This is a genomic window from Kitasatospora sp. NPDC089509 (genome assembly GCF_044749365.1).
Classification (GTDB): Bacteria; Actinomycetota; Actinomycetes; order Streptomycetales; family Streptomycetaceae; genus Kitasatospora.
Map to the genome: position 1 here is coordinate 307,001 of NZ_JBIVHS010000002.1, position 26,851 is coordinate 333,851.

The 26,851-nt window shown below is 73.2% G+C and carries 23 protein-coding genes; 13 read left to right on the forward strand and 10 right to left on the reverse strand.

Features of this window, described 5'->3' with window-relative positions:
- Positions 1–57 precede the first annotated feature (57 nt).
- Complete coding sequence (locus ACIP4P_RS04880) at positions 58–1,065, forward strand: hypothetical protein (protein WP_400914825.1); 1,008 nt, start codon at positions 58–60, stop codon at positions 1,063–1,065.
- Positions 1,062–2,057 (forward strand): hypothetical protein, encoded by a 996-nt coding sequence (locus tag ACIP4P_RS04885; protein ID WP_400914827.1) that lies wholly within the window; start codon positions 1,062–1,064, stop codon positions 2,055–2,057. The genes ACIP4P_RS04880 and ACIP4P_RS04885 overlap by 4 nt, the downstream gene beginning before the upstream one ends.
- Before the next feature lie 49 nt (positions 2,058–2,106).
- Here the strand turns inward: ACIP4P_RS04885 and ACIP4P_RS04890 are convergent, their stop codons facing one another.
- The 4 genes from ACIP4P_RS04890 to ACIP4P_RS04905 all read right to left on the reverse strand — a co-directional run bounded on the left by ACIP4P_RS04890 (position 2,107) and on the right by ACIP4P_RS04905 (position 6,407).
- Complete coding sequence (locus ACIP4P_RS04890) at positions 2,107–2,751, reverse strand: hypothetical protein (protein WP_400914830.1); 645 nt, start codon at positions 2,749–2,751, stop codon at positions 2,107–2,109.
- On the reverse strand, positions 2,748–3,992 hold the full coding sequence (locus tag ACIP4P_RS04895) for a 2-isopropylmalate synthase (protein ID WP_400914832.1): 1,245 nt from the start codon (positions 3,990–3,992) through the stop codon (positions 2,748–2,750). Before ACIP4P_RS04895 ends, ACIP4P_RS04890 begins: the two co-directional genes overlap by 4 nt.
- A 151-nt stretch (positions 3,993–4,143) precedes the next feature.
- Entirely contained in the window at positions 4,144–5,496 is a 1,353-nt protein-coding gene (locus ACIP4P_RS04900; RefSeq protein ID WP_400914834.1) for a hypothetical protein, read from the reverse strand.
- Positions 5,496–6,407: a hypothetical protein gene (locus ACIP4P_RS04905; protein ID WP_400914837.1), complete on the reverse strand. Its 912-nt coding sequence runs from the start codon at positions 6,405–6,407 to the stop codon at positions 5,496–5,498. Before ACIP4P_RS04905 ends, ACIP4P_RS04900 begins: the two co-directional genes overlap by 1 nt.
- A gap of 286 nt (positions 6,408–6,693) precedes the next feature.
- Between ACIP4P_RS04905 and ACIP4P_RS04910 the strand changes: the two genes are divergently transcribed.
- The 5 genes from ACIP4P_RS04910 (at position 6,694) to ACIP4P_RS04930 (ending at position 12,187) form a co-directional block, all read left to right on the forward strand.
- Positions 6,694–6,927, forward strand: coding sequence for a hypothetical protein (locus tag ACIP4P_RS04910; protein ID WP_400914839.1), 234 nt, complete (start codon positions 6,694–6,696; stop codon positions 6,925–6,927).
- Between the two features lie 114 nt (positions 6,928–7,041).
- A complete protein-coding gene (locus ACIP4P_RS04915; RefSeq protein WP_400914840.1) occupies positions 7,042–8,259 on the forward strand; it encodes an RCC1 domain-containing protein in 1,218 nt (405 codons plus the stop codon).
- Positions 8,260–8,289: 30 nt separating this feature from the next.
- Positions 8,290–9,525, forward strand: coding sequence for an RCC1 domain-containing protein (locus ACIP4P_RS04920; RefSeq protein WP_400914841.1), 1,236 nt, complete (start codon positions 8,290–8,292; stop codon positions 9,523–9,525).
- Positions 9,526–9,748: 223 nt separating this feature from the next.
- Positions 9,749–10,465 (forward strand): hypothetical protein, encoded by a 717-nt coding sequence (locus ACIP4P_RS04925; RefSeq protein WP_400914843.1) that lies wholly within the window; start codon positions 9,749–9,751, stop codon positions 10,463–10,465.
- 117 nt (positions 10,466–10,582) lie between these two features.
- Positions 10,583–12,187, forward strand: coding sequence for a multicopper oxidase family protein (locus ACIP4P_RS04930; RefSeq protein ID WP_400914845.1), 1,605 nt, complete (start codon positions 10,583–10,585; stop codon positions 12,185–12,187).
- 36 nt (positions 12,188–12,223) lie between these two features.
- On the opposite strand, the gene ACIP4P_RS04935 is transcribed toward ACIP4P_RS04930, so the two are convergent.
- Both ACIP4P_RS04935 and ACIP4P_RS04940 read right to left on the reverse strand, forming a co-directional pair.
- Entirely contained in the window at positions 12,224–13,945 is a 1,722-nt protein-coding gene (locus tag ACIP4P_RS04935; protein ID WP_400914847.1) for a methyltransferase, read from the reverse strand.
- A gap of 34 nt (positions 13,946–13,979) precedes the next feature.
- On the reverse strand, positions 13,980–15,203 hold the full coding sequence (locus ACIP4P_RS04940) for a 4-hydroxybenzoate 3-monooxygenase (RefSeq protein ID WP_400914850.1): 1,224 nt from the start codon (positions 15,201–15,203) through the stop codon (positions 13,980–13,982).
- Between the two features lie 291 nt (positions 15,204–15,494).
- On the opposite strand from ACIP4P_RS04940, the gene ACIP4P_RS04945 reads away from it, so the two are divergent.
- The 4 genes from ACIP4P_RS04945 to ACIP4P_RS04960 all read left to right on the forward strand — a co-directional run bounded on the left by ACIP4P_RS04945 (position 15,495) and on the right by ACIP4P_RS04960 (position 19,508).
- A complete protein-coding gene (locus tag ACIP4P_RS04945; protein ID WP_400914852.1) occupies positions 15,495–16,367 on the forward strand; it encodes an SIS domain-containing protein in 873 nt (290 codons plus the stop codon).
- A 63-nt stretch (positions 16,368–16,430) separates the two neighbouring features.
- Positions 16,431–17,189, forward strand: a complete 759-nt coding sequence (locus ACIP4P_RS04950) for a DeoR/GlpR family DNA-binding transcription regulator (protein WP_350514147.1) — start codon at positions 16,431–16,433, stop codon at positions 17,187–17,189.
- 243 nt (positions 17,190–17,432) lie between these two features.
- The gene (locus ACIP4P_RS04955) at positions 17,433–18,521 is read left to right on the forward strand and encodes a peptidoglycan-binding protein (protein ID WP_400914856.1); all 1,089 of its coding nucleotides are present in this window, start codon (positions 17,433–17,435) and stop codon (positions 18,519–18,521) included.
- Between the two features lie 261 nt (positions 18,522–18,782).
- Positions 18,783–19,508 carry a peptidoglycan-binding protein gene (locus tag ACIP4P_RS04960; RefSeq protein WP_400914858.1) on the forward strand — a complete coding sequence of 242 codons (726 nt, stop codon included), beginning with the start codon at positions 18,783–18,785 and terminating at the stop codon, positions 19,506–19,508.
- 180 nt (positions 19,509–19,688) lie between these two features.
- On the opposite strand, the gene ACIP4P_RS04965 is transcribed toward ACIP4P_RS04960, so the two are convergent.
- On the reverse strand, positions 19,689–20,192 hold the full coding sequence (locus tag ACIP4P_RS04965; RefSeq protein WP_400914860.1) for a helix-turn-helix domain-containing protein: 504 nt from the start codon (positions 20,190–20,192) through the stop codon (positions 19,689–19,691).
- 370 nt (positions 20,193–20,562) lie between these two features.
- Here ACIP4P_RS04965 and ACIP4P_RS04970 point away from each other — a divergent pair, with 370 nt between their 5' ends.
- A complete protein-coding gene (locus ACIP4P_RS04970; RefSeq protein WP_400914862.1) occupies positions 20,563–21,648 on the forward strand; it encodes a DUF2690 domain-containing protein in 1,086 nt (361 codons plus the stop codon).
- A 75-nt stretch (positions 21,649–21,723) separates the two neighbouring features.
- Here the strand turns inward: ACIP4P_RS04970 and ACIP4P_RS04975 are convergent, their stop codons facing one another.
- From ACIP4P_RS04975 to ACIP4P_RS04985, 3 genes are all read right to left on the reverse strand, one after another.
- Positions 21,724–22,680, reverse strand: a complete 957-nt coding sequence (locus tag ACIP4P_RS04975; RefSeq protein WP_400914864.1) for a phosphatidylinositol-specific phospholipase C — start codon at positions 22,678–22,680, stop codon at positions 21,724–21,726.
- A 91-nt stretch (positions 22,681–22,771) separates the two neighbouring features.
- The gene (locus tag ACIP4P_RS04980; protein ID WP_400914866.1) at positions 22,772–23,515 is read right to left on the reverse strand and encodes a class I SAM-dependent methyltransferase; all 744 of its coding nucleotides are present in this window, start codon (positions 23,513–23,515) and stop codon (positions 22,772–22,774) included.
- A 185-nt stretch (positions 23,516–23,700) separates the two neighbouring features.
- Positions 23,701–23,916, reverse strand: a complete 216-nt coding sequence (locus ACIP4P_RS04985; protein ID WP_400914868.1) for a hypothetical protein — start codon at positions 23,914–23,916, stop codon at positions 23,701–23,703.
- 542 nt (positions 23,917–24,458) lie between these two features.
- On the opposite strand from ACIP4P_RS04985, the gene ACIP4P_RS04990 reads away from it, so the two are divergent.
- Positions 24,459–26,714, forward strand: a complete 2,256-nt coding sequence (locus ACIP4P_RS04990; RefSeq protein ID WP_400914870.1) for a hypothetical protein — start codon at positions 24,459–24,461, stop codon at positions 26,712–26,714.
- Positions 26,715–26,851: the final 137 nt, after the last annotated feature.

Below are 26,851 nucleotides of genomic sequence, written 5' to 3' on the forward strand. Positions count from 1 at the left end.
CGCTGTGCCGGGACGTCAGACCCGGAGGCACCCACCCGACGAATGAGGAGAGCCTCCGTGGTCGTGTTCGCAGGCCCGCCGAGATGGCGGCGCGGTGCCCGGTTCGCCCTGCTGGTCCCCGGGGTCGCGACAGCGCTCCTGGTCCCGTTCGCCGCGCCGAGCAGCGCCGCCGACGGCGAGGGCGGCGCCGCCGCCGCGGACGGCACGCCGCCGAAGCTGCCGGTGGCCCAGGCCTTCGACGGGGACGAACCGCTGGCCTCCGTCCAGGAGGTGACCGCCCTGTGTGCCAAGTCCGCCACGGCGTGCAGCTTCCGGATGTACGACCGGGCGCCGCGCGAGTTCGCCAGCGCCGTGCTCTCCGTCGGCAACGCGGCGATCAACTGCACGGACTCCGACATGGAGATCGACCGCACCGTCACCTTCGTGACCAGCAGCACCGACAACATCAGCGGCGAGATCTCCGGCACGGCCACCCTGGAGGGTGGGGTGGACACCACGGTGACGGCCGCGGTCGCCGCCAACGTGAAGCCGAGCATGAACAACAGCGTGAACCAGATCGGGCCGAACAAGGACAAGGGCCCGTACACCGAGGACAAGACCGGGAACACCGTCGAGTTCCCGGTCACCGTCGGCGGCTCCAATGCGCTGCACCTGGGTGCCAAGGCGACCTACGCCGCGGCCTTCAAGGCCTCCTTCTCGCGCGAGTGGCAGGTCCAGAGCACCGAGACCACCCAGGTGACCTTCACCGTCAGCCCGGGTGACGAGCTGCAGTTCGGGGTGCTGAACGCGGCGGCCCGGACGGTCGGGGAGTTGAAGGTGAACGACAGCGGCAAGCTGATCAAGAACGTGACCGTGGACAGCCCCTCCACCGTCAACGTCAGCTCGGTGGTCGCGCAGACCTTCGCCCGGCCGGACAAGTGCCTCTCGCTGCGCCCGGCTCCGAACCCGGGGCCGGGCAACCGCGCCCTCGGTGGCGGGCTGGTCGAGACCGCGCCGGAGCGCCCCGGCCGGGTGCCGGACGCCGTCTACGTCCGGACCGCGCACGGCACTTGGGAGCGGCGATGAAGCGCCGGACTGGGTACACCGTGCCGCGCCGGTCGCTGGTCCTGTCGGCGGCGCTGGCCGCCCTGCTGACGTCCGTCGGGCCCGTGGCCCTCGCCGACGACGGAGCCGACGCCCAGGGCGTGGCCCAGGCCTTCGACGGGGACACCTCGCTGCCGGACGCGCCCGGTGTGGCGCGCGGCTGTGGGAGGGACTACGGCTGCTCGTTCCGGATCCTCCCGGGGCTGACCAAGGAGCGCACCACGGCGGTGGTCTCGGCTGGGAACGCGGTGATCAACTGCACCAACAAGCCGATGACGGTCCAGCGCACGGTGGCGCTGGAGTCCAGCACCACCGACAACATCGCGGGCGAGATCTCCGGCAGCGCGACGCTGGAGGGCACCGTGGACAACACCACCAAGGTCGAGGGCAGCGCCGGCGTCAGCAACACCACCGACGTCACCCACACCGACCACGGCCCGCAGGCGGACAAGGGCCCCACCACGGACACCGTCAACGGTGCCGCGGTGAACGTCGGCGGCACGGTCTCCGGCTCCGCCGAGCTCAAGCTCAGCGCGCGGGCCAGCTTCGAGCTGGCCTTCAAGGCCGCGTACTCGCACACCTGGAAGCGGAGCGTCAGCGAGACCACCCAGGTGAAGTTCACCGTGAAGTCCGGCGACGAGCTGCAGTTCGGGGTGCTGAACGCGATGACCCGCACGGTGGGCGAGTTGAGCGTCGACGGCACCGGCAAGCTGGTCAAGAACATCGTGGTGGACAGTCCGTCGACGGTGAACGTCAGCACGGTCGTGGCGCAGACCTTCAGCGCCCTGAACTACTGCCTCACGGTGCGCCCGGGCTTCACCCCCGCTCCGTCGCCCACACCGGGCCCCGGGAACCGTGCGGCGGCAGGCGGTGCCGAAGGCGGCCTGGTCGAGGTGCCGCCGGGCCATGGCGGCGACCGGCCCACCGCCCGGTACCGGCTGACGCCCGAGCGGACCTGGGCGCCGCTGACCTGACCCCGCCGTCGCCCCCTGCCCGTCGACTTACGGGCGGGGGCGACGTGGGTCACCGCAGGTAGGCGGCGCGGACGTGCTCCAGGTAGCCGTTGGGGTCCTGGTACGGCCGGTCCTGGGCCCCGGGCCGGTGCAGGTCGATCCGGCCGTCCGGGTGCAGCCTCAGGGTGGTGGTGGCCGCCCGGGGCGGGCTGTCGGGCTCGGAGGTGGTGCCGAGGACGGGCACGGCCGCCGGGAACCTCGCGACCGCCTCGGCCGCCGTCGCCGCGGGCGGCCGGCCGGTGCGGTTGGCGCTGCTCACGTACAGCACCGGGTGGTCCGCGAGCAGCGGCAGCAGCGGCGTCCAGCGGGCGCCGAAGAGCAGGGTCCAGCCGTCCCGGGTGGCCGGGGTCAGCCAGTCGGGCGGTGCGGCGCCGGGGCGCAGCGGGAGCAGCAGGGTCACCCGCTCCTCGGTGAGCAGCCGGTGGGCGGCGGCCGTCAGGGCGGGGGAGAGGTCGAGGGCGGCGTCGAGGTCGGTGAGGGTGTCGGGGTGGTGGGCCCAGAGGGCGACGGCCTGGTCGGCGGGGCGGCCCTTGGCGGTGTTGACGGCGCGCGGGTCGGGGCCGGCGACCACATGGGTGAGCGGCGCCGGGTTGGGCAGCACCACAGCGGTGCCGCGCCGCAGGGCGGCCCTCGCCCCTTCGAGATCGGTGATCACGCGGAGACCTCGGCCGGGAGGGTGCGCAGCCCGGTGAGGTAGCCGGCGAAGGCAGCCTCGTCGACCACCGCCCGCCCGGTGCGGTAGGCCCTCGTCTTCACCCAGGCCAGCGCGGCCCGGGCCTGCCGCTCGTCCAGCTGGTGGCCGAGCCGGGCGGCGACGGCCCGGACCACCCGGACGCTGGCGAGGTGGGTGAGCACCACGCTCGGGGCGATGCCGAGCAGTTCCTCGGGGTCGAAGGGCTGGAACAGCTGCGGGTGGACGAACGGGGTGCCGGTGGAGATGGTGCCGACTCCGGTGCCCACCACGGGAGTCGTGACGGTCAGCGGGACGCCGGTCTCCTCGGCGACCAGCCGGGCCAGCCGAGGCAGCGCGGTGAGGTCCGGGGCGGTCCACCAGGCGGGGGTGTCGGCGGCCAGCAGCCGGCTCGCCCGGGCCGGGTCGTGGGCGAGCAGGAACAGCAGTTGCTCGGTCGCGGCCATGCCGCTGCGTTCGGCGATGCCCAGCCAGGAGGCGGCCACCACCCGGACGCCGGCCCGCAGCGCCTCCAGGGTGTTGGCCAGGCCGAGGCCGAGGTCGTTGTGCAGGTGGGAGGCCAGCACCACCCCGGGGTCGGCCGTCGCCCGTATTCGTCCGAACAACGCGGCCGCCTCGGAGGGGAGTTGGCAGCCGACCGTGTCGGCCAGCACGATCGTGCCGGCCCCGGCGGCGGTGAGGGCGCTCGCGCCGTCGGCCAGCAGGCCGTGGTCGGCGCGGGAGGCGTCGGCCAGGCAGATGTCGACGGCGATCCGGTCGTCCAGCCCGCGGGCCTCCCGGATCAGGGCCGCCGCCGACTCCAGGGCTTCGCGGGCCGGACGGTGGGTCATGGTCCGGGCCATCGGCTCGGAGCCGGGGACCACCACCATGACCCGGGCGTGCGCGGTGCCCCGGACGGCGTCGACCGCCTGTCGGACGTCCTCCGCCCGGCCCCGGCAGACGGCGGCGACGCTGACCGCACCCTCGGCCTCCACGGCGACCCGGCGCACCGCCTCGAACTCCTCGGCGCAGACGGCCGGGAAGCCCGCCGCGAACACCACGTGCCGGGGCCCGTCGGCGCCGAACATCCGCCCCTGTCCGCGCGCCAGCCGGACCCGGAACCCGGCCGACATCAGGGTCTTGGCCTGGGCGCCGTCCCGGGCCGACTCCTCCCAGAGCACCACCCGGCCCGCCCGCGCGGACTCCCGTACGACGTCCTGCTCCACCGCGACCCCCGAAACCGCCCGGGCCCTCCACCGGCGGAGGGCCGTCCGGTCCGGACTCTAGGGGCCGCGAGGCGGAACCGTGCGATCCGGAGCGGAATTCGCGGTCCCGCTTGCCAGGGCGGGCTACTCGGAGGTAAGGGCCCCTCCGGCTCTAGGGGTTGAGCGGCACCGTCCTGGTCGGCACCCCGGCGGGCGGGGCGTCGACGGCCAGCAGGCGCTTGTCCGGGCCGGCGCCGTTGTCGGGGGTGCCGGCGGTCGGTCGGGCGGAGCCGCAGCGCTGGAGCTCGACGTCGGTGAGCGGGCCGGTGCGCTGGTACCAGCGGTCCGGCAGGGAGACCGCCGGGACGTCGAAGGTCGCGTCCAGCCGGTACGTGTTGCGGGCGTTGCTGAAGCTGCCCGCCACCCGCTCCCGGGCCGGCTGCACCTCCAGCCAACTCACCTCGCCGGGCTGGATGGTGGGATTGATCCCCTTGGTGGCGGTGCGGCTCCAGGTGAGCGGGTTGCTGGTGGAGACGGCCGCGGTGTTGCCGCCCGCCGCGCTGAACCCGGCGGCGGCCTGGGCGGCCAGGTTGGGGCGGCTCTGCGAGAGGTCGGAGCGGCTGGGGGTGAGCGGGGTGCCCTTGAGCGCGTAGTACTGGGTGAGGTTGTCGTACGGGGGCTCGGTGACCTCCAGCTTGCGGTCGTCGACCACCGCGTTGCGGCTGCAGTTGATGTAGACCTCGCCGACGATCCGGGTCTGGCCGTAGTACTGGTAGGAGGAGTCCTTGTCCACGGTGAAGGTGCAGTTGGTCGCGGAGCCCTCGCAGTCGTCCACCGCGATGCCCGGCTCCAGCGGCTCGTTGCCCTTGTAGGCCTTGGGGCCGGGCAGTTGCTCCTTGCGGACCTTCTGGTCCACCGGCGCCGGGGTCTGCTTGGCGGTCACGTTGGTGATCAGCGGGCCGCAGGAGAGCGAGTCGCGCTTCTCGGCGGAGTCGAAGGAGACCATCGGGTTGTCCTCGGGGGCGTCGAAGCCGAAGGTCCGTCCGGTGGTCCAGTTGGCGGTGCCGACGGTGTCGCTGCCCTTGGTGGTGATCTGTGGGTCGGGCGGGTTGCCCGGGGCGATCAGCGAGAGGTTGTAGGTCTGGCCGTCCTTGAGCTGCTCCGGGGTGCAGCGCTTGTCCACGCCTGGGCTGTCGTCCCAGGCCAGGGTGACGTGGGAGCCGGCCTTCACGCCCCACAGCCGGGTGCGCAGGGCGAGCGCGGCGCCGTTCCAGTTGAGCGAGGCGGCCTGGTAGCCGGCCGGGTGCTGGGCGAGGGCCTTGCCGAAGACCACCGCGTTGTTCTCCGGCGACCAGCCGGCGTGCCCGGCGGCGGTGCCGTTGTCGGGGGCCTTGGGATCGGCGAAGGTGCCGTTGGCGACCGGGACGTCCACGGTGTCGGCGGCCTGCGCGGGCGGGGCGGCGGCCAGGGCCAGGCCCGCTGCCAGCAGGGGGCATCCGGCGCGGAGCAGGAGGGCCCGCCGCATCAGCAGAGCCACCAGTCGTGCGGCGGGACGACCGTGTCGCCGGGTTTGACCCCGTCGGTCAGCGCGTTGGGCAGGGTACAGAGGTCGGAGGAGGCCTTGTTCGGGTCCTCGTCGCGGGGGACCTTGTTGAAGTCCTCCATCGCCTGGGTCTCCTTGGCGATGCCGTCGTTCTGGGCCTTGCCGTCACCGGCGACGCTCGCCAGGCAGTCCTTGTTGCTGGGAGGGCACTTGTCGATCTGGTTCTTGTTGTCGGCGACGTCTTTGCAGGAGGGGCTGCTCGCGGCGTCACCGGCGCAGGGGTCGTTGTCCTTGGCGGGCTGCGGCGGGCCCAGCGGCGGGGCGGTCTGCAGGGCGGCGACATTGGTGATCAGCGGGCCGCAGTTCGGGTTGTTGGTGGTGGTCGAGGTGAAGGTGATCTGCGGGGCGTCCTCGGCGGCGGTGAAGGAGTACGTCCGGCCGAGGAACCAGTTCGGCTTTCCGGTGGGAGCGTTGGTGCTGTAGCTGCCGGGCTTGTTGCTGTCACCGGCGACAGTCACGGTGTAGGTGCGCGTGGGGTCGCCCTGCTTCGCGCAGATGTCGGGGTTGTCGTCCCAGCTCAGGGTCACGGTGGCGCCGGCCCGGACGCCGCGCACCTTGGTGCTGAGCGGGAACGGTTCGTTCTTCTTGGCGGTGATGGCCGCCTGGAAGCCCTTCGGGTGACCGGCGCGGTCGGCGGAGGCGATGCCGCCGCCGTCCCAGTTGTCGATCTGCCCGGCGTAGGTCTGACCGGCGGGCACGGTGGGCGAGGAGAACGTCCCGTTCGGGACCACCGCCGGCTGGGTGTCCTCGGCCCCCGCCGGGGTCGGGGTCGCCAGGGCGATGGTGCCACTGAGGGTGACGGCTAGAAGTCTGGCTCGTTGCGCTCGCAGCACGGTCTCTCCCACTGAATTCGGCGGACGTGGCGGGTGGTTGCGATCGGCGGCCCTCGGTGATCACCGGCCCCGGCGGTCCATGCTTCGGGGCTCGGTCACGGTCCGCAACAACTGACGGTCCGATAGGGCGAAGGCGAACGATCCGGCTGGGCCAACAAGGTGGAAGGGTGTTCGACAGCGCACGAGCGTGCTGATCATGGGGCAGCTATGCAGATGATCCTATTTTTATGACCCGTCAGGGCTGTGCGGTCATGCTGCCGTACGGCCCGCACGCACGAGGGGCACCATGTCATCCCACTCCGGATCGGCCCGCGCCCTGCGGGCCGCCGTCCTGCTGCTGGCCCTGCCGCTGCTCGCCACCTGCTCGGCCGCCGTGGCCGCACCCGTCGGCCCGCGCCCGGTGGCACCCTGCGCCGACGGCGCCGATGGTATCCAGCACGCCCACCACCGGCCGCTGCCGCCGCCCGCCCAGGTCGTGGGCGGACCGGTCCGTCGCAGCCCGGCGCGGCCCTGCCTCTGACGCATCGCCATTCCCCGAACAGCGGCACCGGCCTGCCGCTGCCGGGCATTCCCATGCCCCTCCCCACCCGAACGTGAGGAAGAGATGCTCCCGCTGCCCCGCAAGCTCCGCCGTGTGCCCGTGACCGCCGTCCCCGCCCTGGTCGCCAGCCTGACCCTGCTCGGCTCCGTCGCCCTGCCCACCTCCGCCGCCTCCGCCTACGACCTGCGGCTGCGCTCCTGGGGGCTGAACACCAGCGGCCAGCTGGGCGACGGCACCAAGACCCAGCGGCTCACCCCGACCTCCGTCGTCGGGCTCTCGGGGGCCGAGCTCACCGCCGTCGCGGCCGGGGGCACCGGCGGCTCCACCGGCTCCGGCTTCGGCCTCGCGCTGCTCGCCAACGGCACCGTCGAGTCCTGGGGCAAGAACGACAAGGGCCAGCTCGGCAACGGGGTCAACAGCGCCACCGACGAGTGGGCGGTGCCCAGTCTGGTCGCCGGGCTGGGCGGGGTGGACGCGGTCGCCGCGGGCGGCTCGCACGCCCTCGCGCTGCTCAAGGACGGCACGGTGATGTCCTGGGGCCTCAACGACAAGGGCCAGCTGGGCGACGGGACCACCACCAACGCCAACCTCCCGGTGGTCGTCGCCGGGCTCGCCGACGTCAAGGCGATCGCCGCCGGTGACGCCTTCAGCATGGCGCTGCTGAAGGACGGCACGGTGAAGACCTGGGGCAACAACGACAAGGGCCAGCTCGGCATCACCGCCAAGCCGGCCAGCTCGACCACCGCCCCGCCCGCCCCGACCCCGGCCACGCGCACCACCGCCATCACGGTGCCCGAACTGACCACCGTCAAGGGCGTCACCGCCGGCGCCTCGCACGCCCTGGCGCTGCTCGCAGACGGCACCGTGATGTCCTGGGGCCTCAACGACAAGGGGCAGCTCGGCGACGACAGCGTGGTCAACAAGCCCTACCCGGTACCGGTGTTGGAGCTCAAGAACGTCACCGGCCTGTCCGCGGGCGCCTCGCACAGCATCGCCCTGCTCCAGGACCGCACCCTGCGCGGCTGGGGCAACAACGCCAACGGCCAGGTCGGCGACGGCACCCTGACCCAGCGCAACACCAGCGTGCCGATCCCGGGTGTGACGGCGGCGATCGGCGTCGCCTCCGGTGCCAACCACAACCTCGCGGTGCTCTCCGACGGCACCGTCCAGTCCTGGGGCCTCAACGACAAGGGCCAGCTGGGCGACGGCACCACCACCCAGCGCCCCACCCCGGTGCAGGTGCTGGCCAAGTCCGGCAGCGTCTCCATGGTCGCGGCGCCCTCCAACGGCAGCTTCAGCCTGGCGCGCTGACCTCCCATCCCTCCAGCAGGAAGGCAGCACATGACGAACTCCCGTACCGCGCGCCGCAGTCGGCTGCGCCCGGCGCTCGCCGCGACTGTCGCCGCGCTGACCGCGCTCGGCCTGGCGGCGATGCCGGCCGGCACCGCGCACGCCCAGGAGAAGCGGCTCAAGTCCTGGGGCAACAACCGCTCCGGCCAACTCGGTGACGGCACCTGGACCGACTTCCGTACCACCGCCACCTCGGTCCTCGGGCTGACCAGCGCCGAGGTGGTGAAGATCGCCGCCGGCGGGGCCAGCCCCACCAACGGCCACGGGCTGGCGCTGCTGACCGACCGTACGGTCCAGTCCTGGGGCGCCAACAACTCCGGCCAGCTCGGCGACGGCACGGTGTTCAGCCACAACGCGCCCGGCCAGGTGGTCAACCTCAACAACGCCACCGACGTCGCGGCCGGCGGCCAGCACAGCCTGGCCCTGCTGGCCGACCAGACCGTGGTCGCCTGGGGCCGGAACAACTACGGCCAGCTCGGCAACGGCACCAACATGGACAGCAGCGTGCCGGTCCGGGTCGAAGGCCTCAACAAGGTGATCGCGATCGCGGCGGGCCTCAACCACAGCATCGCGCTGCGCGAGGACGGCACCGTCTGGGCCTGGGGCTACAACATCAACGGCCAGCTGGGCGACGGCACTTCGGCCAGCCGTAACGTGCCGTCCCAGGTCGGCAACCTGACCGGCGTGACCCGGATCGCGGCCGGCTGCAACCACAACCTGGCGCTGGTCGGCCCGCCGAGCGGCCCGTCCAAGCCGACCAGCGGCAACGCCGTGAAGGCTTGGGGCTACAACGCCACCGGTCAGCTCGGCGACAACAGCACCATCAACCGCTACACCCCGGTCGACACCCAGGGCATCTGGCTCGGCGGGGTCTCCCAGATCGCGGCCGGCTGCAACCACAGCCTGGCGGTCACCGACAGCGACAACAAGCTGAAGGCCTGGGGGCAGAACACCTCCGGCCAGATCGGCGACGGCACGACCGACTACCGGATCACCCCGGTGCCCGTCCCGGGCATCACCGGCGTCCAGCTGGTGGCCGGCGGGCGCGAGCACACCATCGCGCTGCTCGGCGACAACACCGTGCGGTCCTGGGGCAACAACGGCTCCGGCCAGCTCGGCAACGGCACCACGACGGACAGCAGCACTCCGGTGACCTCGCTCACCGCGCTGACCGGCGTGGACAAGATCGCCGCCCCGGTGGGCGGGGACTTCAGCCTGGCCAACTAGCTCGTCGGCGCTCCCGATTGCCTCTCCGGCCCCGACGGGAACTCCGTCGGGGCCGGATCGGGTGCGGAGCAGTCCTCCCCGGACCGTCCTCCGTCCGCGCCGTACCCGGACCCACCAACGGCCCGCACGGAAACGACCTGCTCGAACGTCAGGTTCCTTGTAACATCTGCGCGTTCGGACTCGGCCGTGCGGGCCGGGCGTACGGGGACAGGGGTGCGGGGCCGTGGCGGGAACCATCACGTTGTGGGTGTTCGGGCTGCTCTGCTTCGTCGTGGCCTTCGCGAAGGAGGCCGCGAGCGGGGCGGGGATCAGTCTGCCCGGTCCGAAGAGCGGGGGAGCCCGGGTCGGGGTGGTCGCGGTCGGGGTGCTGGCGCTGATCCTGGGGACGGCCATCAAGCCGAGCGGGGGCGAGCCCTCGACCCCGGCGGCGGGCACGGTGGCGTCCGGGTCGACCGTCGGCGGGTCGAACCAGCCGGTGTCCGTACCGGCCACTCAGAACCCGGCCACCCAGAACCCGCCGCCCGCGAACCCGGCCACGCCGAGCTCGACCGAGCCGGCGGTGGCCTGGAGCGGCCAGGTCGCCATCACGATGGAGGGCGGGGCGGACTTCGACCTCACCCCGCCGGGGCGTCACCCGGGCTTCCCCCAGGGCATCTACGCGACCGGGTTCACCGACACCACGGCCGTGCTGCGGGAGGAGATCCAGCCGGAGCACGACAGCTTCGGCATCTGGACCGGCCAGGCGCCGCCCTCCGGCGCGGCCTGCGCGGACTGGGCGGCCAGCCATCCGGGTGACTCGGCGCACGTCAACGTCGGCACGACGGTCTGCCTGAAGACGCCCGGCGGGCGCACCGCGCTGATCAAGATCGACTCCATCGCCCCGGCGGACTACCAGCTGGAGGCCACGGTGACGGTCTGGGCGACCGGAAAGGCGTCCTGAGTCCGAATGCCCTGAAGTGCCGGTCCCGGGCCCGAGGGTCATGAATCGGCAATGTCCTGCGGGGCGCGCGGTGTGCTTTCCGGGCGCCCCTGGCGAGCTGATCTAGATTGCCCGACCATGACCGAAAATGTCGGAATCAGTCGTCGATCGATGCTCAAGGTGCTCCCCGCCGCCGTCCTGGTGGCGACGGCCGACGGGATCCGCTCCCCGCAGCACGCCGCGGCGGCGCCCACGGCCTTCCCGCAGCCGGCCGTCCACACCGCCCGGCGGTCGCTGCTGGAGCAGACGCTCGACGTGCGGTTCACGGACACCGTCGTCCCCGGCTACGGGACGGCCACCACCCGGACCTACAACGGCACCGTCCCCGGCCCGACCCTGCGGCTGCGCGGCGGGGACACCCTACGGCTGACCCAGGTCAACGGCCTGCCGCCGAACGCCCCGCACGACGGGGACCACAACCGGCCGCACGGCTTCAACAGCTTCAACCTGCACACCCACGGCCTGCACGTCGACCCCTCCGGGGACGCCGACAACGTGCTCCGGGTGTTCGCCCCGCGCACCGCCGAGGAGGTCGACGCGGGCGCGCCCGAGCCGCGGTACCTGACCGTCATCGACGTCCCGGACGACCACCCGGCCGGCACCCACTGGTACCACCCGCACCTGCACGGGGCCACCTCGGTGCAGATCGTCGGCGGGATGGCCGGGGTCCTGATCGTCGAGGGCGACGTCGACGAGGTGCCCGAGATCGCGGCCGCCGCCGACCTGGTGGTCTGCGTCAACGAACTGCGGCTCAAGGACGGCAGGGTCCCCGACTTCGCCTCCGGCGGCGCCCTGGCCGCCGTCCCGCCCACCCTGACCGTGAACGGCGCGGTCAACCCCACCCTGACGCTGCGCCCGGGCGAGGTGCAGCGCTGGCGGCTGGTCTGCGCGACGGCGTTCACCGCGCTGCCGCTGCGGCTCACCGGGGACGGGTCGGACCTCACCTTCCACCAGATCGCCCAGGACGGCGTGACCTTCCCGGCCGTGGTCGCCACCGACACCGTCCGGCTGGCCATGGGCAACCGGGCCGACGTGCTGGTCCGGGGCGGCGAGCCCGGCCGCTACCGGCTGCGCGCCGAGGGCGTCGCCGGGCCGCTGATGACGGTCGAGGTGACGGGCGAGCCGGTCGAACCGCCGATGGACCTGCCGAGCGCACTGCCGGCCGGCAAGCCCTTCCTGGATGAGGACGACCTCACCGACCCGGACGCCGACCGCGAGGTGGTCTTCCACGTCGACCCCGGGGTGTTCACCGGGCCGTTCCCCAACGCCTTCCGGATGCTGGGCACCCAGGCGACGCCGGCGGCCGACCCGGACGGCGACCCCGCCCGGGACCCGGCCCACGGCCTGTTCGACCCCGGCTTCGTCAACCACGTCCTGGAGCTGGATACCGTCGAACGCTGGACGCTGCGCACCGACGAGACCAAGACGGCCTTCCACCACCCCTTCCACCTGCACACCAACCACGTGCTGGTGACCCACCGCAACGGCGAGCCGCTCGACCCACCGGTCTGGCAGGACACCGTCGACCTGGCCGGCGGCAAGCCCGGTGACACCGTCACCTTCCTGGTGCGGTACGAGGACTTCACCGGCCGGGCCGTCGCCCATTGCCACCAGCTCCAGCACGAGGACCTCGGCATGATGCAGCTCGTCGACTACGTCGAGTCCCGCCGCCCGGCGCCGTAGCGCCCGGCGGCGGGACTCGACGAGGGAACAGCCGTACTACCTCCCGGCGTGGGCCGGGGCGCGGAGGGCCGGCTCGGTCGGGGCCGGGACGGTGGCCTTGCGGGCGTGCAGGACGGCGGCGCCCAGCGGGAGCGGGGAGTGGTCCAGCAGGTGCAGCCCGGCGTCGGCGAGCAGGCGGGCGTAGTGCTCGGCGGTGCGTTCGCGGCCGCCGGTGTTGCACCTCATGTGCAGGTCCCACGCGGTGGCCAGCGAGGTCGAGCCGTCGGCGGGCAGCAGCCGTTCGACGATCAGCAGGTCGGCGTGGGCGGGCATGGCGCGGGCGATGTGGCGCAGGATCTCCCGGCAGCGCTCGTCCTCCCAGTCGTGCAGCACCCGGGACAGCAGGTAGACGTCCGCGTCCGCCGGGACGTCCGCGAAGTCGCCCGCCACGTAGCCGCAGCGCGCGCCCAGACCGGCGGCGTCCAGCTGGCGGCGCGCCGCCTCGACGGCGTGCGGGCGCTCCAGCAGGAGCCCGTGCAGCCGCGGGTGGGCGGTCAGCAGCCGGCCGAGCAGTTCGCCGTTGCCGCCGGCGATGTCGACGACCGTCCCGGAGCCGGCCGAGGCCACGACCGGGTGGTCCGGCAGCGGGTCGAACATCCGGGCGCTGGCGGCCATGGACAGGTCGAAGAGCTCGGCGAGCTCCGGGTCCTTGGCGAAGTGGTCGAAGTGGTTCTCGCCGAAGAGGTGGTCGAAGGCGGCCTGCCCGGTGCGGACGGTGTGCTCCAGCTCCCCGAAGGAGCGGTAGAACGGGCCGCCGTACATCAGCGCCAGCGGCCGCATCGAGCCCGGGGCGTCGGCGCGCAGCAGGGCGCCGGTCGCGGTGAGCCGGTAGCCGTCCGGGTGTTGGGCGACGGCGCCCAGCATGGTGAGGTAGCGCAGCAGGGTGGCGAGGCTCTGCGGGTCGGCGCCGAGGTCGCGGGCCAGCACGTCCGGGGCCGTCGAGGTCCGGGTGTCCAGGGCGTCGGGCAGGCCCAACCGGGCGGCGACGGCCAGGGCCTGGGTGGTCCAGGCGCCGGTGAGCTGGGTCAGCAGGGCTTCGGCGGGCTGCCGGGCCGGGTCCTGTCCGAGGTGGTCGGCGAGCACCGCGCGGTGGTCGCCGTGGGCGAACAGCTCGACCCGACGGTAGCCGGTGCGGGATCCGGCCGGGGCGGTGAAGTAGAGGACGGTGGAGTCCTCGTGGGGGTTGTACCCGCCGCCGTCGGGGGCGGCGCCGTGCCGGGTGAGCAGGGCGCACAGGCCGCGCAGTGCCAGCGGTTCGGGGCGGGTGAGCTCGAAGGCGAGGTGCGCCTCGTGCTGGTGGGCGCGTTCGTGGGCGGCGAGGGCCTCCAGGTCGGAGCCGGGCGGCACGATCAGGGCGAACACCTCGACGGTGCGCCCGCCCTGCGGTCCGGGCACCGTCGGACGCAGGATGGTGACGTCGAGTTCGGCCTCGGCGCGGCCGTGCCGGCGGGCGAGTCGGCCGCGGACCACCACGCTGGGCTGCGGTTCCGCGTCGAAGTGCAGTCCGGCGGCGTCGAGTTGGGCGTGCAGGGTGGCGCGGTCCGGGGGTAGCACGAGCAGGGCGGCGTGCGAGAAGCGGCAGCTGTCGGCGAGGGCCCGGCGGTCCGGGCCGTCGAGGCCGGGCAGCAGGAGCGGGAGCAGGCTCGCGGTGTCGTGCTCCCTGACGAAGTCGGCCGTCGCGCGCAGGCGGGCGGTGTCGTCGAGGGGGGTCGTGGTCATGGGGAGGGAGTCCTCGTTCCGGTGGGCAGGGCGGTCAGATGCCGACGTAGTTCTCGGCGAACCAGTCCTGGTGGGTGCGCGAGGTGCGCAGGGATTCGACGCGGGCGCGCCGCATGGATTCGTGGAAGAACGATTCCTCTGCCGGTCCGGCAGTGGGGTTCAGCAGCGGGGAGTGCAGGAGTTGGATCATCCAGTGGGCGAACTCCTGGGCCCGCCAGATGTGCTGGAGGCAGCGCTCGGAGTAGCGGTCCAGGGCCCGGGAGTCGTCGTGGGAGAGCTCGTCGACCAGTGCTTCGGCGAGGAGCTCGGCCTCCAGGACGGCGAGGTTGGCGCCCTTGGCGGCGGCGGGCGCGGGCAGGCTGGCGGCGTCCCCGGCGAGCAGCAGCGAGCCGTGCCGCAGCGGCTCGACCACATCGGACTCCAGGTCTATGACGGAGCGTTGGAGGATCCGGCCGTGGCGCAGCGGCCCGTGTTCGGCGGCGCCCATCCGGCGGTCGAGGGCCGCCCAGATCCGGTCCTCGGACCAGGCGTCGGCGGGGGTGCCGCGCTCGCACTGGAGGTAGTAGCGGGTGATGTCGGCGGTGCGGGCCATGTGGCCGGCGAAGCCGTCGGGGTGCATCGCGTAGCCGACGGCGTCCAGGCTCGGGGGCGCTTCGGCGATCAGGCCGAGCCAGCTGACGCCGTGGTCGCGCTGGTGCCGCAGGGTGCCGGCCGGGAGGGAGCGCCGGGCGGCGCCGTGGCGGCCGTCGCAGCCGGCCACGTACCGGGCCCGCCACCGGCCGGGGCGGCCCTCGGCGTCCCGCACGTCGACGGTGGGGTTCGGGCCGGCGGCGTCCCGCACGGACTGCGCCTCCGTCCCGAAGGCGATCCGGCCACCGGCCTCCAGGTAGTGGGTCAGGAGGTCGTCGACCAGGTCCTGTTGGGGGTAGACGGTGTGCAGCTCGCGGCGGCCGAGGGCGCCGTAGTCGAGTCTGAAGCTGCCGTTCTCGGTGCGGAACTCGCAGGTGCCGTGCGGCTGTCCGCGCCGGTGCAGGCCTGCGGCCAGGCCGTGGCGGTCGAGCACCCGGACGGTGTTGGCGGCCAGGAACCCGGCCCGGGCCCTGGTCTGCACGTGGGCGCGGTCGGCGCGTTCGAGGACGACGCAGTCGATCCCGGCGGCGTGCAGGAGGTTCCCGAGGGTGAGTCCGGCCGGGCCGGCGCCGAGGATGACGACATCGGCGGTTTCCTCGACTGTTCGGTTTGTCTGACGTTCAGTCACAGTACGGGGAGCTTAGCTTTTGCTGGATACACGGCAAGGCCGGAATAGCTCGGACTAGTGAATAGCGTGATGATCTTCACCACTCCTTTGCCTGACCGGGAAGTTCGCCGTCCGGCCGCAGGTGACGGGCGGTACGGCGGGATGGGCGGGCCGGGTGTCGGGGAAGCGATGAGGGAGTGATGGGCTGCTCGAAGCTGATCGAATCTGCGCACTCTTGTGCAATCTGCGAAGGCTCAACTATAAATCGATCAGCGCCACGCATGTTCGTGCAGTCCCGCGCAGGAGGACCTGATGGCCCACGTCGACGAAGAGATCGCCAGCCAGCCCGAATGCTGGCAGCGCGCACTGGAACTGTCCCCGCGTCACCTGCCCGAGCCCGACGAACGGATCGCCGTGATCGGCTGCGGCACCTCGTTCTACATCGCCCAGGCCTACGCGGCCCTGCGCGAATCCCTCGGACTCGGCGAGACGGACGCCTACCCGGCCTCGGAGTTCCCGGCCGCCCGCCGCTACGACCGGGTGGTCGCGCTCTCCCGCTCCGGCACCACCACCGAGGTGCTGGACGCCCTCGCCCGGACCAGGGCCGCCGAGACGGTGGCGATCACCGCCGACCCGCGCACCCCGATCGGCGCCGCCGCCCGCCACCTGGTGGCGCTGGAGTTCGCCGACGAGCGGTCCGTCGTCCAGACCAGGTTCGCCACCACCGCCCTCGCCCTGCTCCGCGCCCACCTGGGCGGCGCGCCGGCCGACCTGCCCGACCAGGCCCGGGCCGCGCTCGACGCGCCGCTGCCCGACGCAGGGCTGGAGGCCCGGCAGTTCACCTTCCTCGGGACGGGCTGGAGCTGCGGGGTGGCGAACGAGGCCGCGCTCAAGGTCCGGGAGGCCTCCGGCTCCTGGACCGAGGCCTACCCGGCCATGGAGTACCGGCACGGCCCGATCAGCGTCAGCGGCCCGGACGGGCTGGTCTGGTTCCTCGGCGAGCCGCCGGTCGGACTGGTCCGACAGGCCGAGGCGACCGGCGCCGCGGTCAGCGTGCCGCGGCTCGACCCGCTGGCCGAACTGATCCGGGTCCAGCGGCTGGCCGTCGGCCTCGCCGTGCGGCGCGGCCTCGACCCGGACCGGCCCCGCCACCTCACCCGCTCGATCGTGCTGGACCGGCCCTGACCCGCCCCGGCGGGCGTCCGTCGACCGGCCGATCGTCGATCCGGGCTGAACTACACTCCGTCCATGCTCAAAGCTGATCGCGCCGCCAGGATCGTGTCGCACATCGCCGAGGCGGGGAGCGCGGACGTGCACACGCTCTCCGACCTGCTCGGGGTGTCGGACGCGACCGTGCGCCGGGACCTGCAGGAACTGCAGGACCAGGGGCTGCTCCAGCGCACCCGCGGCGGCGCGGTGACCGGCGCGATCAACCTGGAGATCCCGCTGCGGCACCGCGGCGACCAGCAGCAGGAGGAGAAGCGCCGGATCGCCCGGGCCGCCGCCGAACTGGTGCCGGACGGCGCCGTGGTGGGCCTCACCGGCGGCACCACCACCACCGAACTGGCCCGGGTGCTGGCCGAGCGCGGCAACCTCACCGTGGTCACCAACGCCGTCAACATCGCCGCCGAGCTGATCGTGCGCCCCGAGGTCCGGCTGGTGGTGATCGGCGGCCTCGCCCGCTCGGCCAGCTACGAACTGGTCGGCCCGGCCGCCGACCGGATGCTGGAGCAGTACCACCTCGACCTGGCCTTCATCGGGGTGGACGGCCTGACCGTGCAGCAGGGCTGCACCACCCACGACGAGATGGAGGCGCAGACCGACCGGGCCTTCCTGCGCAGCAGCGCCCACTCCGTCGTGCTCGCCGACCGGACCAAGGTCGGCCGGGTCACCTTCGCCTCGATCTGCCCGCTCTCCGAGGTCCACGACCTGGTGACGGACGCCGGACTGCCGGACGCCCAGGAGCAGGCGATCGCCGAGAGCGGCGTCCGGGTGCGCCGGGCCTGACCCCCGGCCCCGGGCCCGTACCGCCGTCCCGGGACGGGTGGTGGGACGCGGCGGGGACGGCGAAGCGTGGTGGAGGGCGGGACCGGGCTCCTAGCGTGGCGAACGCCCGGTCCGGCGGCTCCGGACCGGGCGTCCGCCCGCAAGTCGCGCACCCCTGCCGGCCCCTGCCCCCGCGCCGTCAACCCGCCCGGGGGCAGGGGCCGGTCCGTTCCCTCCCGGCCCCTAAGGACCAGGTGATCCCGTATGAACGCCGTTGACCCCGCCGCCGCCCCCGTCGGCCCCGGCCGCCGCACCTTCCTGGCCGGCGCCCTCGCCGTCGGCACCGGTGCCCTGTTCGGCTCCGCGCTGACCACCGGGGTGGCCAGCGCCGCCACCGGCCCGGTGATCGCCGACACCGGCGCCTGGGGCGCCCGGCCCGCGAGCAGCCCGCTCAACTTCGTGGCGGGCGCGCCGGACAAGGTGATCGTGCACCACACCGCGACGCCCAATGTGACGGACTACTCGCAGGCCGCCGCCTTCTCGCTGGCCCGGTCGATGCAGGCCTACCAGATGGACAGCGAGCACTGGATCGACACCGGCCAGCACTTCACCGTCAGCCGCGGCGCCTACATCACGGAGGGCCGGCACAGCAGCCTGGCCACCCTGCGCGGCGGCACCCAGCACGTCGAGTCGGCCCACTGCACCGCGCAGAACACGGTGGCGATCGGCATCGAGAACGAGGGCACCTACACCACCGTCGACCCGCGCAGCGAGCAGTACGCGGCGCTGATCGACCTGATCACCTACATCTGCCAGCAGTACGGGCTGCGCGCCTACCAGGTCTACGGCCACCGGGACTTCAACACCACCGAGTGCCCCGGCGACCGCCTCTACGCGCTGATCCCGCAGATCCGCCGGGACGTCGCGGCCCGGATCGGCGGGGACCCGACCGGCCCGGTCTGGCCGGTGCTCAGCAGCGGCGCCTCGGGCGAGAACGTGAAGACCCTGCAGTACCTGCTGGTCCAGCGCGGCCAGTCGCTGACCGTGGACGGGGCGTACGGGCCCGCCACCCAGGCCGCCGTCACGGCCTTCCAGAACACCACCCACGCCTCGGCCGACGGCGTCGCTGGCAACCAGACCTGGAGCCAGGCGGTGGCGCCGCTGTCCCGCGGGGCATCCGGCAGCGCGGTGCAGGGCGTGCAGAGCCAGCTGGTGGCGCACGGCATCCAGGTGAGCGTGGACGGCGCCTTCGGCCCGGGCACCCAGGCCGGGGTGACGAGCTTCCAGTCCTCGGCCGGGCTGCCCGCCGACGGCGTGGTGGACGCCCGCACCTGGAGCCGGCTGCTCGGCTGAACCACCGCGCCGGTGACCGGCCCGTCCCACGGGGGCGGGCCGGTCACCGGCCGTTCCGCACCGTCCTCCCGCGGTCCTCCTGCCGTCCTTCCCGCCGTCCTCCGCCCGGTCCTCCGACGGCCTGCCGGGGGCGGCCCGCCAAGCCCGTCCCACGGCGTCCCCGGACGTCCCCGCTGCCGCCGAACCCCCTGTGGGACGGCCGGACGGCCCCGAGAGTGGGCGGCACCGCCTGATCACCCGACAGGCATCTGAGGGGATGGGATGACCGTGAAGAAAACCTCGGCCCTGCGCGGACTCGCCGCGGCCGCGCTCGCCTTCGTCGCACTGGCCCTGCTGCCGGCCCAGGCCCAGGCGACCGACAGCACGACCTGGGTCCAGCGCAACCTGGTGGGCATCGGCTACCTGGCCGCCAGCGGCGTCGACGGCTCGTACGGCCCGCAGACCACCGCCGCCGTCCGCAGCTTCCAGCACGACAACGGTCTCGACGAGGACGGCGTCTACGGCGCCCGCACCGAACTCGCCCTGCACAACAAGGTCGCCGAGGTCCAGCGGGCGGCCGGCACGGGCGCGGACGGCGCCTACGGCTCCGGCACCACGAGCTCGGTCGGCGACTGGCAGCGCAACCACAACCTGAGCGCCGACGGCATCGCCGGCCCGGCCACCATGGACGCGATGCACGTCGCCCGTACCGTGCAGATCACCGCCCAGTGGAAGTTCCCCGCCCACGGCTGGAGCGTCAGCGGCCAGTTCGGCTGCCTGGACCAGATCTACGTGCACGAGAGCGGCTGGAAGGTCTACGCCACCAACCCCTCCTCCGGTGCGTACGGCATCCCGCAGTCGCTGCCCGGCGACAAGATGGCCAGTGCCGGCTCCGACTGGCAGACCAACCCGGCCACCCAGCTCCAGTGGGGCCTGGACTACATCAAGGGCCGTTACGGCGACCCGTGCTCGGCCTGGAGCTTCTGGCAGGCCCACAACTGGTACTGACGGGCCCCGTGCGGGGCCGTGACCGGTGCTGGTCCCCGGACCGGTGACCTGCACCGTGTCGTGGCCGCACACGGACGGGCACCGCGCCCTCCCCACGGGGCGCGGTGCCTTTTTTCCGTCCCTCCTCGTCCTTCCGATCGGATTCCCGCCGGATCCCGCCGGGAGTTCCGGTACGACCGGTCAGATCTCCCGGCGCAGGGTCCGCCGCCCGGCGGCGGCCAGCACCCCGCCCGCCCCGACGGCCAGCGTGAACAGGACCAGCCCCCGCAGCCGGACGGCCTCCCGGCGGTGCGGACAGTCGGCGTGCGCCCCGTCGGATCCCTCCGGGTGGCCCGGTGCGCCGTCGGACGGCTGCCCGTCGTCCGGGGCGGCGCAGGCCACGCCGACACCGGGCGTGGGGGCGCCCGGCAGGGTGAGCACGATGCGGCGGCTCTCGGCGAGTTGCCACAGTTCCAACAGCTGTTCGGCATCGCCCCCGCAGACCGACGCGATGCTCTGCACCGCGTCGCGCGGAGGGAACTGCTTGCCGTTGACCCAGCGCTCCCACGAGGACTTCGCGTAGTGGGTGCGCTCACTGAGCCGGGCGTAGGTGAGGCCCGATCCGGACTTCAGTGACTGGAGTTCGCCGGCCAGGCGGTCGGCGGGTGACGGCGTTGTGATCTCGGACGCGTGGTGGCGGCCCATGAGGTATTTCCCCGAACTTCCTCTGAGATGACCGTTGTGGTGCTCCGTGGTGCACCGGGCGCCCTCGGTTGCTCCCACCCCGTGGAGGTCTTTACCCGGACCTGAACCGGTGTTGACCTCGGGGCTACCCGGCGCGCCCAACTCTGCGCGAACGTGCACGGATCTTCGACCACCTACGCGGGATCTGAGACGACCCGCCCCGTCCCAGGGCCGCTGAGCTGCGACTTGGGACGACGGGCGGGCCACGGTTGAGACGGTGGACCCGGGCGGCGGGGGACGGAACGGGGGCCGGCGCGGGACGCGATTAAACTGATCAGCCGAAAGATGATCGGTCCATGTCTGCCGTTGACCCCCAGAGGTGCCCCCCACGATGAGTCAGTCCTGGAAGCCGCTTCCCGGGGACCTTTCGGACCCCGCGCGGCGGCTCGCCGAAGAACTGCGCGCGGTCAAGGACGCGCACGGGATCTCGCTCGCCGAACTCGGCAAGCGGACCTACCTCAGCAAGGCCTCCTGGGAGCGCTGGCTGAACGGAAAGCGCCTGATCACCGCCCAGGCGCTGGCCGGCCTGACCGCCGCGTTCGACTGCGACGCGGAGCTGCTGACCTCCCTGCTGCGGGAGGCCGAGGCGGCCGCCCGCGAGGCGGGCGGGGCACCGGAAGCCGCGGCTCCGCCCGCGGTCGAGGGCCCCGCGGTCGAGGCCCCCGCCGAGCCCGAGTCCGAGCCCGAGCCCGTTGCCGTCCCCACCGCCGTCCCTGTCCCGCAGGCCGTCCCGGAGGCCGTCCCACAGGCCGTCCCACGGGCCGACCTCCCGGCCGCCCTCGCCCGCGCCGCCGGGTGGCGCCGGCCGCAGGCCCTGCTCGCCGTCGCGGTCGTCGCCGTGTTCGTCCTGACCGTGAGCCTCTACCTGCACGGCCTGAACATCGGGGGCAGCGCCGAGGCGGCGACCGGCAAACCCCCGGCCCCGACCGCGGTACCGACCGTGGAGACCATGGAGGTCCTGCCCGCCCCGCTCTGCCGGGATGTCGGTTGCCTCGGCAAGGACCCGACGGCCATGGGCTGCGAGGCCGACGACCGCACCCTGCTGACCGGCAACATCGGCAAGGTCGTCCTGTACGTCCACTACAGCCCGCGCTGCCGGGCCGCCTGGGCGAGCATCACCGACGGCGCCCCCGGGGACACCGCCACCATCACCACCAGCACCGGCCGGCAGGAGGGCACGCGGATCAACTGGGGCTACGACAACTACTCGAAGATGGTCGACGCCGGCGCACCGGGCATCGCCCTGCGGGTGTGCGGCCACCAGCAGGACGGCGACGGCTGCACCGGTCTGGTCACCAACCCCGCCGCCTGGGGCGCCTCGGCGACCGCCGCCGCCCCGAGCACGGCGACCTCCGCCGCCCCGAGCACGGCGACCTCCGCCGCCCCGAGCACGGCGACCGAGACCCCGACCCGCTGAGCGGACCCGGGTGGTCGGGCCGTCGCCCGGCCACCCGGTCATCCGGTCGTCGTCCGCTCGTCCCACGGGCCCGCCTCAGACGAAGTTCTTGTCGACGAGCATCTGCAGCACGTTCACGTGGAAGTCCGGGAAGTCCATCGGGACGATCCCGAACCGGGCCCGCTGCCCGGTCCGGGCGCTCAGATACGGGTAGACGGCACGGTCCATCAGGGTCTGCGAGCTGGTCTTCGGCCAGTAACCGCCCGCATAGCTGAGGAAGTTCACGAACATCTTCGGGTAGCCCGGGTTGAGGTAGGCCTTGTCGAACTGGGCGACGATGTCCCGGCCCTTCTCGTTCAGCGCGTCCAGACCGCCGATCTGCCAGACGTCCTGGGTGTCGAACCAGTCGTTCTGCCCGCTGGACCAGTCGATCAGGCCCCACGGGTTGGCGAAGTCGGCGAGCAGGACGACCTTGCCGCGGGCCGCGCCCAGGGTGGGCCAGCCGTAGAAGTGGAACAGGTCGCGGTAGCCGAGGCCGTCCAGGTAGTGGTTCACCCGTCGCTGGAACTCCGCGTCGTCCAGGGCCTGTCCGCCGGCGTGCTCGTTCTTCAGCCGCATCAGGACCGTTTCGCCGGGCTGCGCCCGCAGGAAGGACCGGCACTGGTCGAGCACGTCCTGGAGCCGGATGTGCTGGTAGGCGTCGGAGTGGTAGATCCCGAGCTCGTCGGGCGCCCCCTCCAGGCCGTTGCAGCGGATGTCGAGGAAGCGGACGCCCTCCTGCAACTGCTGGGGGATGCCCCAGTTCTGGGTGTGCGACCACTCGGTGCCGTACCAGGGGTTCTGGCAGCAGGAGTCGTGCGTTCCCGGCACGGTGAGGTCGAGCAGGGAGAGGCCGCCGTCCAGCCGGCCCATCCAGCTCTCGGTGGCCTGCCCGCCCGGGGTGGTCGAGCGGCCCGCGGCCCGGGCGGAGGCCGTCCCGAGCAGGCCCCCGGCGGCGGCCGCACCGACGGCTCCGGCACTCCATCTGAGAAGATCACGACGTGCGACGCCCATGGTCCGGCTCCCTCTGCCCCGCGCGCGGCTGGTGACGATCGACGGTTGTCAGCCCCGACACTCCTCGAACGGGCCCGCCGCGTCAACGGGTTCAGCGCCGGCCTTGCTCAGCCCCGTCCCGGCCGACCGCCAACCACCGGGCCGGCAGCTCGATCCGCTCGCCCCCGGGGGCGAACTCGGTGAGCGAGAGCGGACGTTCGCCGGTGGCGAGGACGGTGAGGCCGACCGTGCGGAACAGCCGGTCGAAGGCCGCGTCGGCCACCTGGGCGGGCGCGAGACCGTGGGCGAAGACCGGGCGCAGCTTCGGCGGCGGCCCGGCCGGGTCCTGGACCAGTTCCTTCAGGACGTCCTTGGCCGACTCGGTCGGCTCGACCACGAAGGCCCGGCCGCGCGCCCCGACCAGGACGGCGACGGCCTCGGCGACCGGGCCGCGGTCGGCCGGATCGCTCTGGTGGATCAGGCCGCGGACGTAGACGTTGGCGTCGCCCAGTCGCTCGTGCAGGGCGCGGACGGCGTCCGCGTCGGTGGCGTCCAGCTGGGCGAACTCGGCCCGCTGCGCCGGGTCCTGGCGCCGGGCGAGCTCGACGGCGGTCTCCGACAGGTCGACACCGAGGACCCGGCCGAAGTGCTCGGCGAGGTAGCGGGTCTGCCGGCCGTTGCCGCAGCCCAGGTCGACCAGGGGCAGCCGGGGGTCGGCCAGGTGGGGCCGGAAGAGCGTGAGGTGGGGCTCCGCGGTGATGGCCGGTTCGGCGTCCCAGACCACTTCGCCGGGCGCTTCGGGTGCCTCGCGCCAGAAGCCCTCCCAGGCTTCCCGGTACCGACTCGTCACGCTCATGGCGGGGAACCTCCCTGTTCCGCACCGTGCCGTCACGCACGGTGTCGGGACCGTGTCTACCGGTCCCCGGTCGGGGAGGGCAAGGACCCCGGGCCCGGCCTGTCGCGTGGCGACGGCGGGCCCGGGGTGCCCCGGACGGCCTTCGGCGGTACGGCCGTTGGGCTTCCCGGCCCGGGCTCCCTGGCTCAGCGGCCGGGGTGCCAGTCCGCTTCGAGCGCGGTGCTGCCGTCCTCGCGGGTGACGGTGTGCCAGTGGGCGTGCAGCCCGGTCGGCCGGTCGGTCGAGCGGGGCGCGCCCATCGCCCCGAGCACGGAGCTGTCCAGCGGGCTGGCGGCCAGCCGCTCCAGCACCTGGGAGAAGGCGGCGCGCAGCCCGTGGCCCCGGTGGCGCGCATCGGGCACGACGGAATGGAACGCGGCGACTACGGACATGCGACTCACCTCCGGAAGGACCTGCGGACCTGCAGGTACGGCCCTCAGCTTGCGCCGTTCCGGGCGGCTCCGGCGGGGCATTGACGGGCTGCTGACGCCTTGCTGACGGGGCCCTGACGGCCGGGCGCCGCCCCGGTCGTCCGTGCGGCCTCCGCCGGGCCGGGGCCGCTTCCCCGGGAATTGACCCGACCGGTATTCCTGCGGTGGCGGGAAATGGCCGGGGCGGGGTGCGGCGGGAAGGCATTGTCAGGCGCCGGTCGGAACCGTACGATGCGGCCGCCCGGAAGGCGGTCCAGAGGGTGAACTGCCTGGTGGTGGCCGTCTGATCATGCTTTCATCAAATGCCGTTCACGCCACGTCCATTGAGGGGGAGTCGGCCGCGGAACGGGCTTTCACCAGTAATTCCCCAGCCCTTGGTAAATCTTGTTCCCAGGCGGCTGCGCGGGCCGATCCGGCCGGGCATTATCGGCTCCCATGAGTCGACTCACCGCAATACCGCAGGGGGCTTTCGCGTGAAGGCCTTCCGCTTCCTCCCCGTCGTCGCGCTGGCCGTCGCCACCGCGGTGATCGGGTTGGCCACCGTCGTGCCGGCCTCGGCCACCAGCTCGCGGGTGGACCTGAACGTCCTGGTGGTCACCGACGGCAACCCCTGGGTCGAGGGGATCCGGCAGCAGCTCTCCGCCGAGGGCGTGCCGACCACCGTCATCGACCTGACCAACAGCAGCCGGGCCACCATCACCGCCGCCTTCCTGGCCGACACCCTCGCCGACGGCACCCCGCACGGGCACTTCGAGGGCGTCGTCCTGCCCAACGACGCGCCGACGCAGCTCTCCGCGACCGAGCTGAGCACCCTGGCGGGGTACGAGCAGACCTACCAGGTCCGCCAGGTGGACTCCTACGTCTGGCCCGGCGCCAACACCGGCCTGACCGCGCCGACCTGGTCCGGCTCCGTCGACGCCACCACCGCCACCGCGACCGCCTCCGCCCGGGGCGACGCCTTCCACTACCTGAACGGCCCGGTGGCCTTCGAGGGCACCGCCGGCGGCAGCGGCTCGTACGGCTACCTGCCCACCCCGCTGCCCGACAACCCGGCCACCGGCTCGCACTTCGAGCCGTTCCTGACCGAGACGATCCCCGGCACCACCACCCAGGGCACCCTCGCCGGGGTCTACACCTCGGGCGGCCGCCAGCAGTTGGTGATGACCTTCGCCTACAACTACTACCAGCAGCAGTTCCGGCTGCTGGCGCACGGCATCGTGGACTGGGTCACCAAGGGCGTCCACCTCGGCTACTGGCGCAACTACTTCTCCGCCCACATCGACGACCTGTTCAACGCCAACTCCCGGTGGAGCCAGAGCGGCCACTGCACCCCCGGCGAGGGCGACTGCGTCGGCACCGTCCCGGCGACCCAGGCGATCCGGATGACGCCCGCGGACGTCACCGCGACCGTCGCCTGGGAGCAGCAGAACAACTACACGCTGGACTTCCTGTTCAACGGCGGCCCGAGCCTGGACTACGCGCAGGCCAACGGCGGCACCGACCCGCTGACCACGGCCCTGCTGGCGAACAAGAGCAGCTTCATGTGGCTCAACCACACCTACCAGCACCCGTTCCTGGGCTGCGTGCAGAACTTCACCGTGATCCCGTGGAAGTGCCAGACCGACTCGACCGGTGCGATCCAGTACGTCGACCAGGCCACGGTCAGCAGCCAGATCCAGCAGAACATCCAGTTCGGCCAGGCCAACGGGCTGCCGTTCCGGCCGGGCGAGCTGGTCGCCGGTGAGCACTCCGGCACCGTGATGCTGCCGCAGCAGCCCAGCGACAGCCCGAACTTCCTCGCCGCGCTCAGCCAGAACAACATCCAGTGGCTCGGTGTGGACGCCTCCCGGGAGACCGGCCAGCGGCAGATCGCCTCGGCGCTCGGCGTGCCGCGGCACCCGATCAATGTCTTCTACAACGTCTCCACCCAGTCCGACGAGGTGAGCGAGTACAACTGGCTCTACACCTCCAAGGCCAACGGCGGCAGCGGCAACTGCGAGGCCAATCCCGCCACCACCACCTGCATCTCGCCGCTGGACCTCAACGCCGGCTGGGCGTCGTACGTGCTGCCGATGCAGGAGAAGATCACCCTCGGGTACGTGCTCAGCAACGACCCGCGGCCGTTCTTCATGCACCAGTCGAACCTGACGGACGACCGGCTCGCCCTGCAGACGCTGACCGGCATCCTGTCGACGTACCGCGGCTGGTACACGGCCGACACCCCGATGGTGAACCAGACGCTCACCGACGCGGGCACCACCCTGAAGCAGCAGACCGCCTGGCAGCAGACCGAGAACTCCGGCGGGGTCAGCGGCTACGTCCAGGGCGGCGTGGTCACCGTGCAGGGCCCGTCCGGCACCACCGTCCCGGTCACCGTGCCCACCGGCACCACCGTGACCGGCGGCGCCGCCTTCGGCACCACGTACGGCGGTGAGCAGTCCGCCTACACCACGCTGGGCGGCGCGCCGACCAGCCTCACCGTGGCCAGCGCCCTGTTCGGCACCGCCACCAGCAGCGCCAGCCCGACCCCGAGCACCGGGCTCGCGCTGGCCTCGTACGCGGTCGGCTCGCCGCACGAGGTGAAGCGCAGCGGCACCACGGTGACCGTGACCGACCCGTTCGGCACCCACGTGCTGCCCAGGCTCGCCGGCAAGCCGGACGAGGAGCTGCACGTCGGCGGCACCCACCACCACCCGTTCCAGACCCCGGTGGCGCAGACCGGGAAGTAGCCCGCACCACGACCGGCGGGCGGGCGGGGGGGCCCCCCCCCCCCCCGGCCCCCCGGGGGGGGGGGGGGGGGGGGGGGGGGGGGCCGGGGGGGGGCGGGGGGGGGGGGGGGGCCGGTTAACGGCCCCCCGGCCGCCCC

Bases quoted from the DNA above. Each gene is read 5' to 3' on its own strand.
- ACIP4P_RS04885 (WP_400914827.1), top strand. From the start codon at position 1,062: ATGAAGCGCCGGACTGGGTACACCGTGCCGCGCCGGTCGCTGGTCCTG.
- ACIP4P_RS04900 (WP_400914834.1), bottom strand. From the start codon at position 5,496: ATGCGGCGGGCCCTCCTGCTCCGCGCCGGATGCCCCCTGCTGGCAGCG.
- ACIP4P_RS04910 (WP_400914839.1), top strand. From the start codon at position 6,694: ATGTCATCCCACTCCGGATCGGCCCGCGCCCTGCGGGCCGCCGTCCTG.
- ACIP4P_RS04920 (WP_400914841.1), top strand. From the start codon at position 8,290: ATGACGAACTCCCGTACCGCGCGCCGCAGTCGGCTGCGCCCGGCGCTC.
- ACIP4P_RS04930 (WP_400914845.1), top strand. From the start codon at position 10,583: ATGACCGAAAATGTCGGAATCAGTCGTCGATCGATGCTCAAGGTGCTC.
- ACIP4P_RS04935 (WP_400914847.1), bottom strand. From the start codon at position 13,945: ATGACCACGACCCCCCTCGACGACACCGCCCGCCTGCGCGCGACGGCC.
- ACIP4P_RS04945 (WP_400914852.1), top strand. From the start codon at position 15,495: ATGGCCCACGTCGACGAAGAGATCGCCAGCCAGCCCGAATGCTGGCAG.
- ACIP4P_RS04950 (WP_350514147.1), top strand. From the start codon at position 16,431: ATGCTCAAAGCTGATCGCGCCGCCAGGATCGTGTCGCACATCGCCGAG.
- ACIP4P_RS04955 (WP_400914856.1), top strand. From the start codon at position 17,433: ATGAACGCCGTTGACCCCGCCGCCGCCCCCGTCGGCCCCGGCCGCCGC.
- ACIP4P_RS04960 (WP_400914858.1), top strand. From the start codon at position 18,783: ATGACCGTGAAGAAAACCTCGGCCCTGCGCGGACTCGCCGCGGCCGCG.
- ACIP4P_RS04965 (WP_400914860.1), bottom strand. From the start codon at position 20,192: ATGGGCCGCCACCACGCGTCCGAGATCACAACGCCGTCACCCGCCGAC.
- ACIP4P_RS04970 (WP_400914862.1), top strand. From the start codon at position 20,563: ATGAGTCAGTCCTGGAAGCCGCTTCCCGGGGACCTTTCGGACCCCGCG.
- ACIP4P_RS04975 (WP_400914864.1), bottom strand. From the start codon at position 22,680: ATGGGCGTCGCACGTCGTGATCTTCTCAGATGGAGTGCCGGAGCCGTC.
- ACIP4P_RS04980 (WP_400914866.1), bottom strand. From the start codon at position 23,515: ATGAGCGTGACGAGTCGGTACCGGGAAGCCTGGGAGGGCTTCTGGCGC.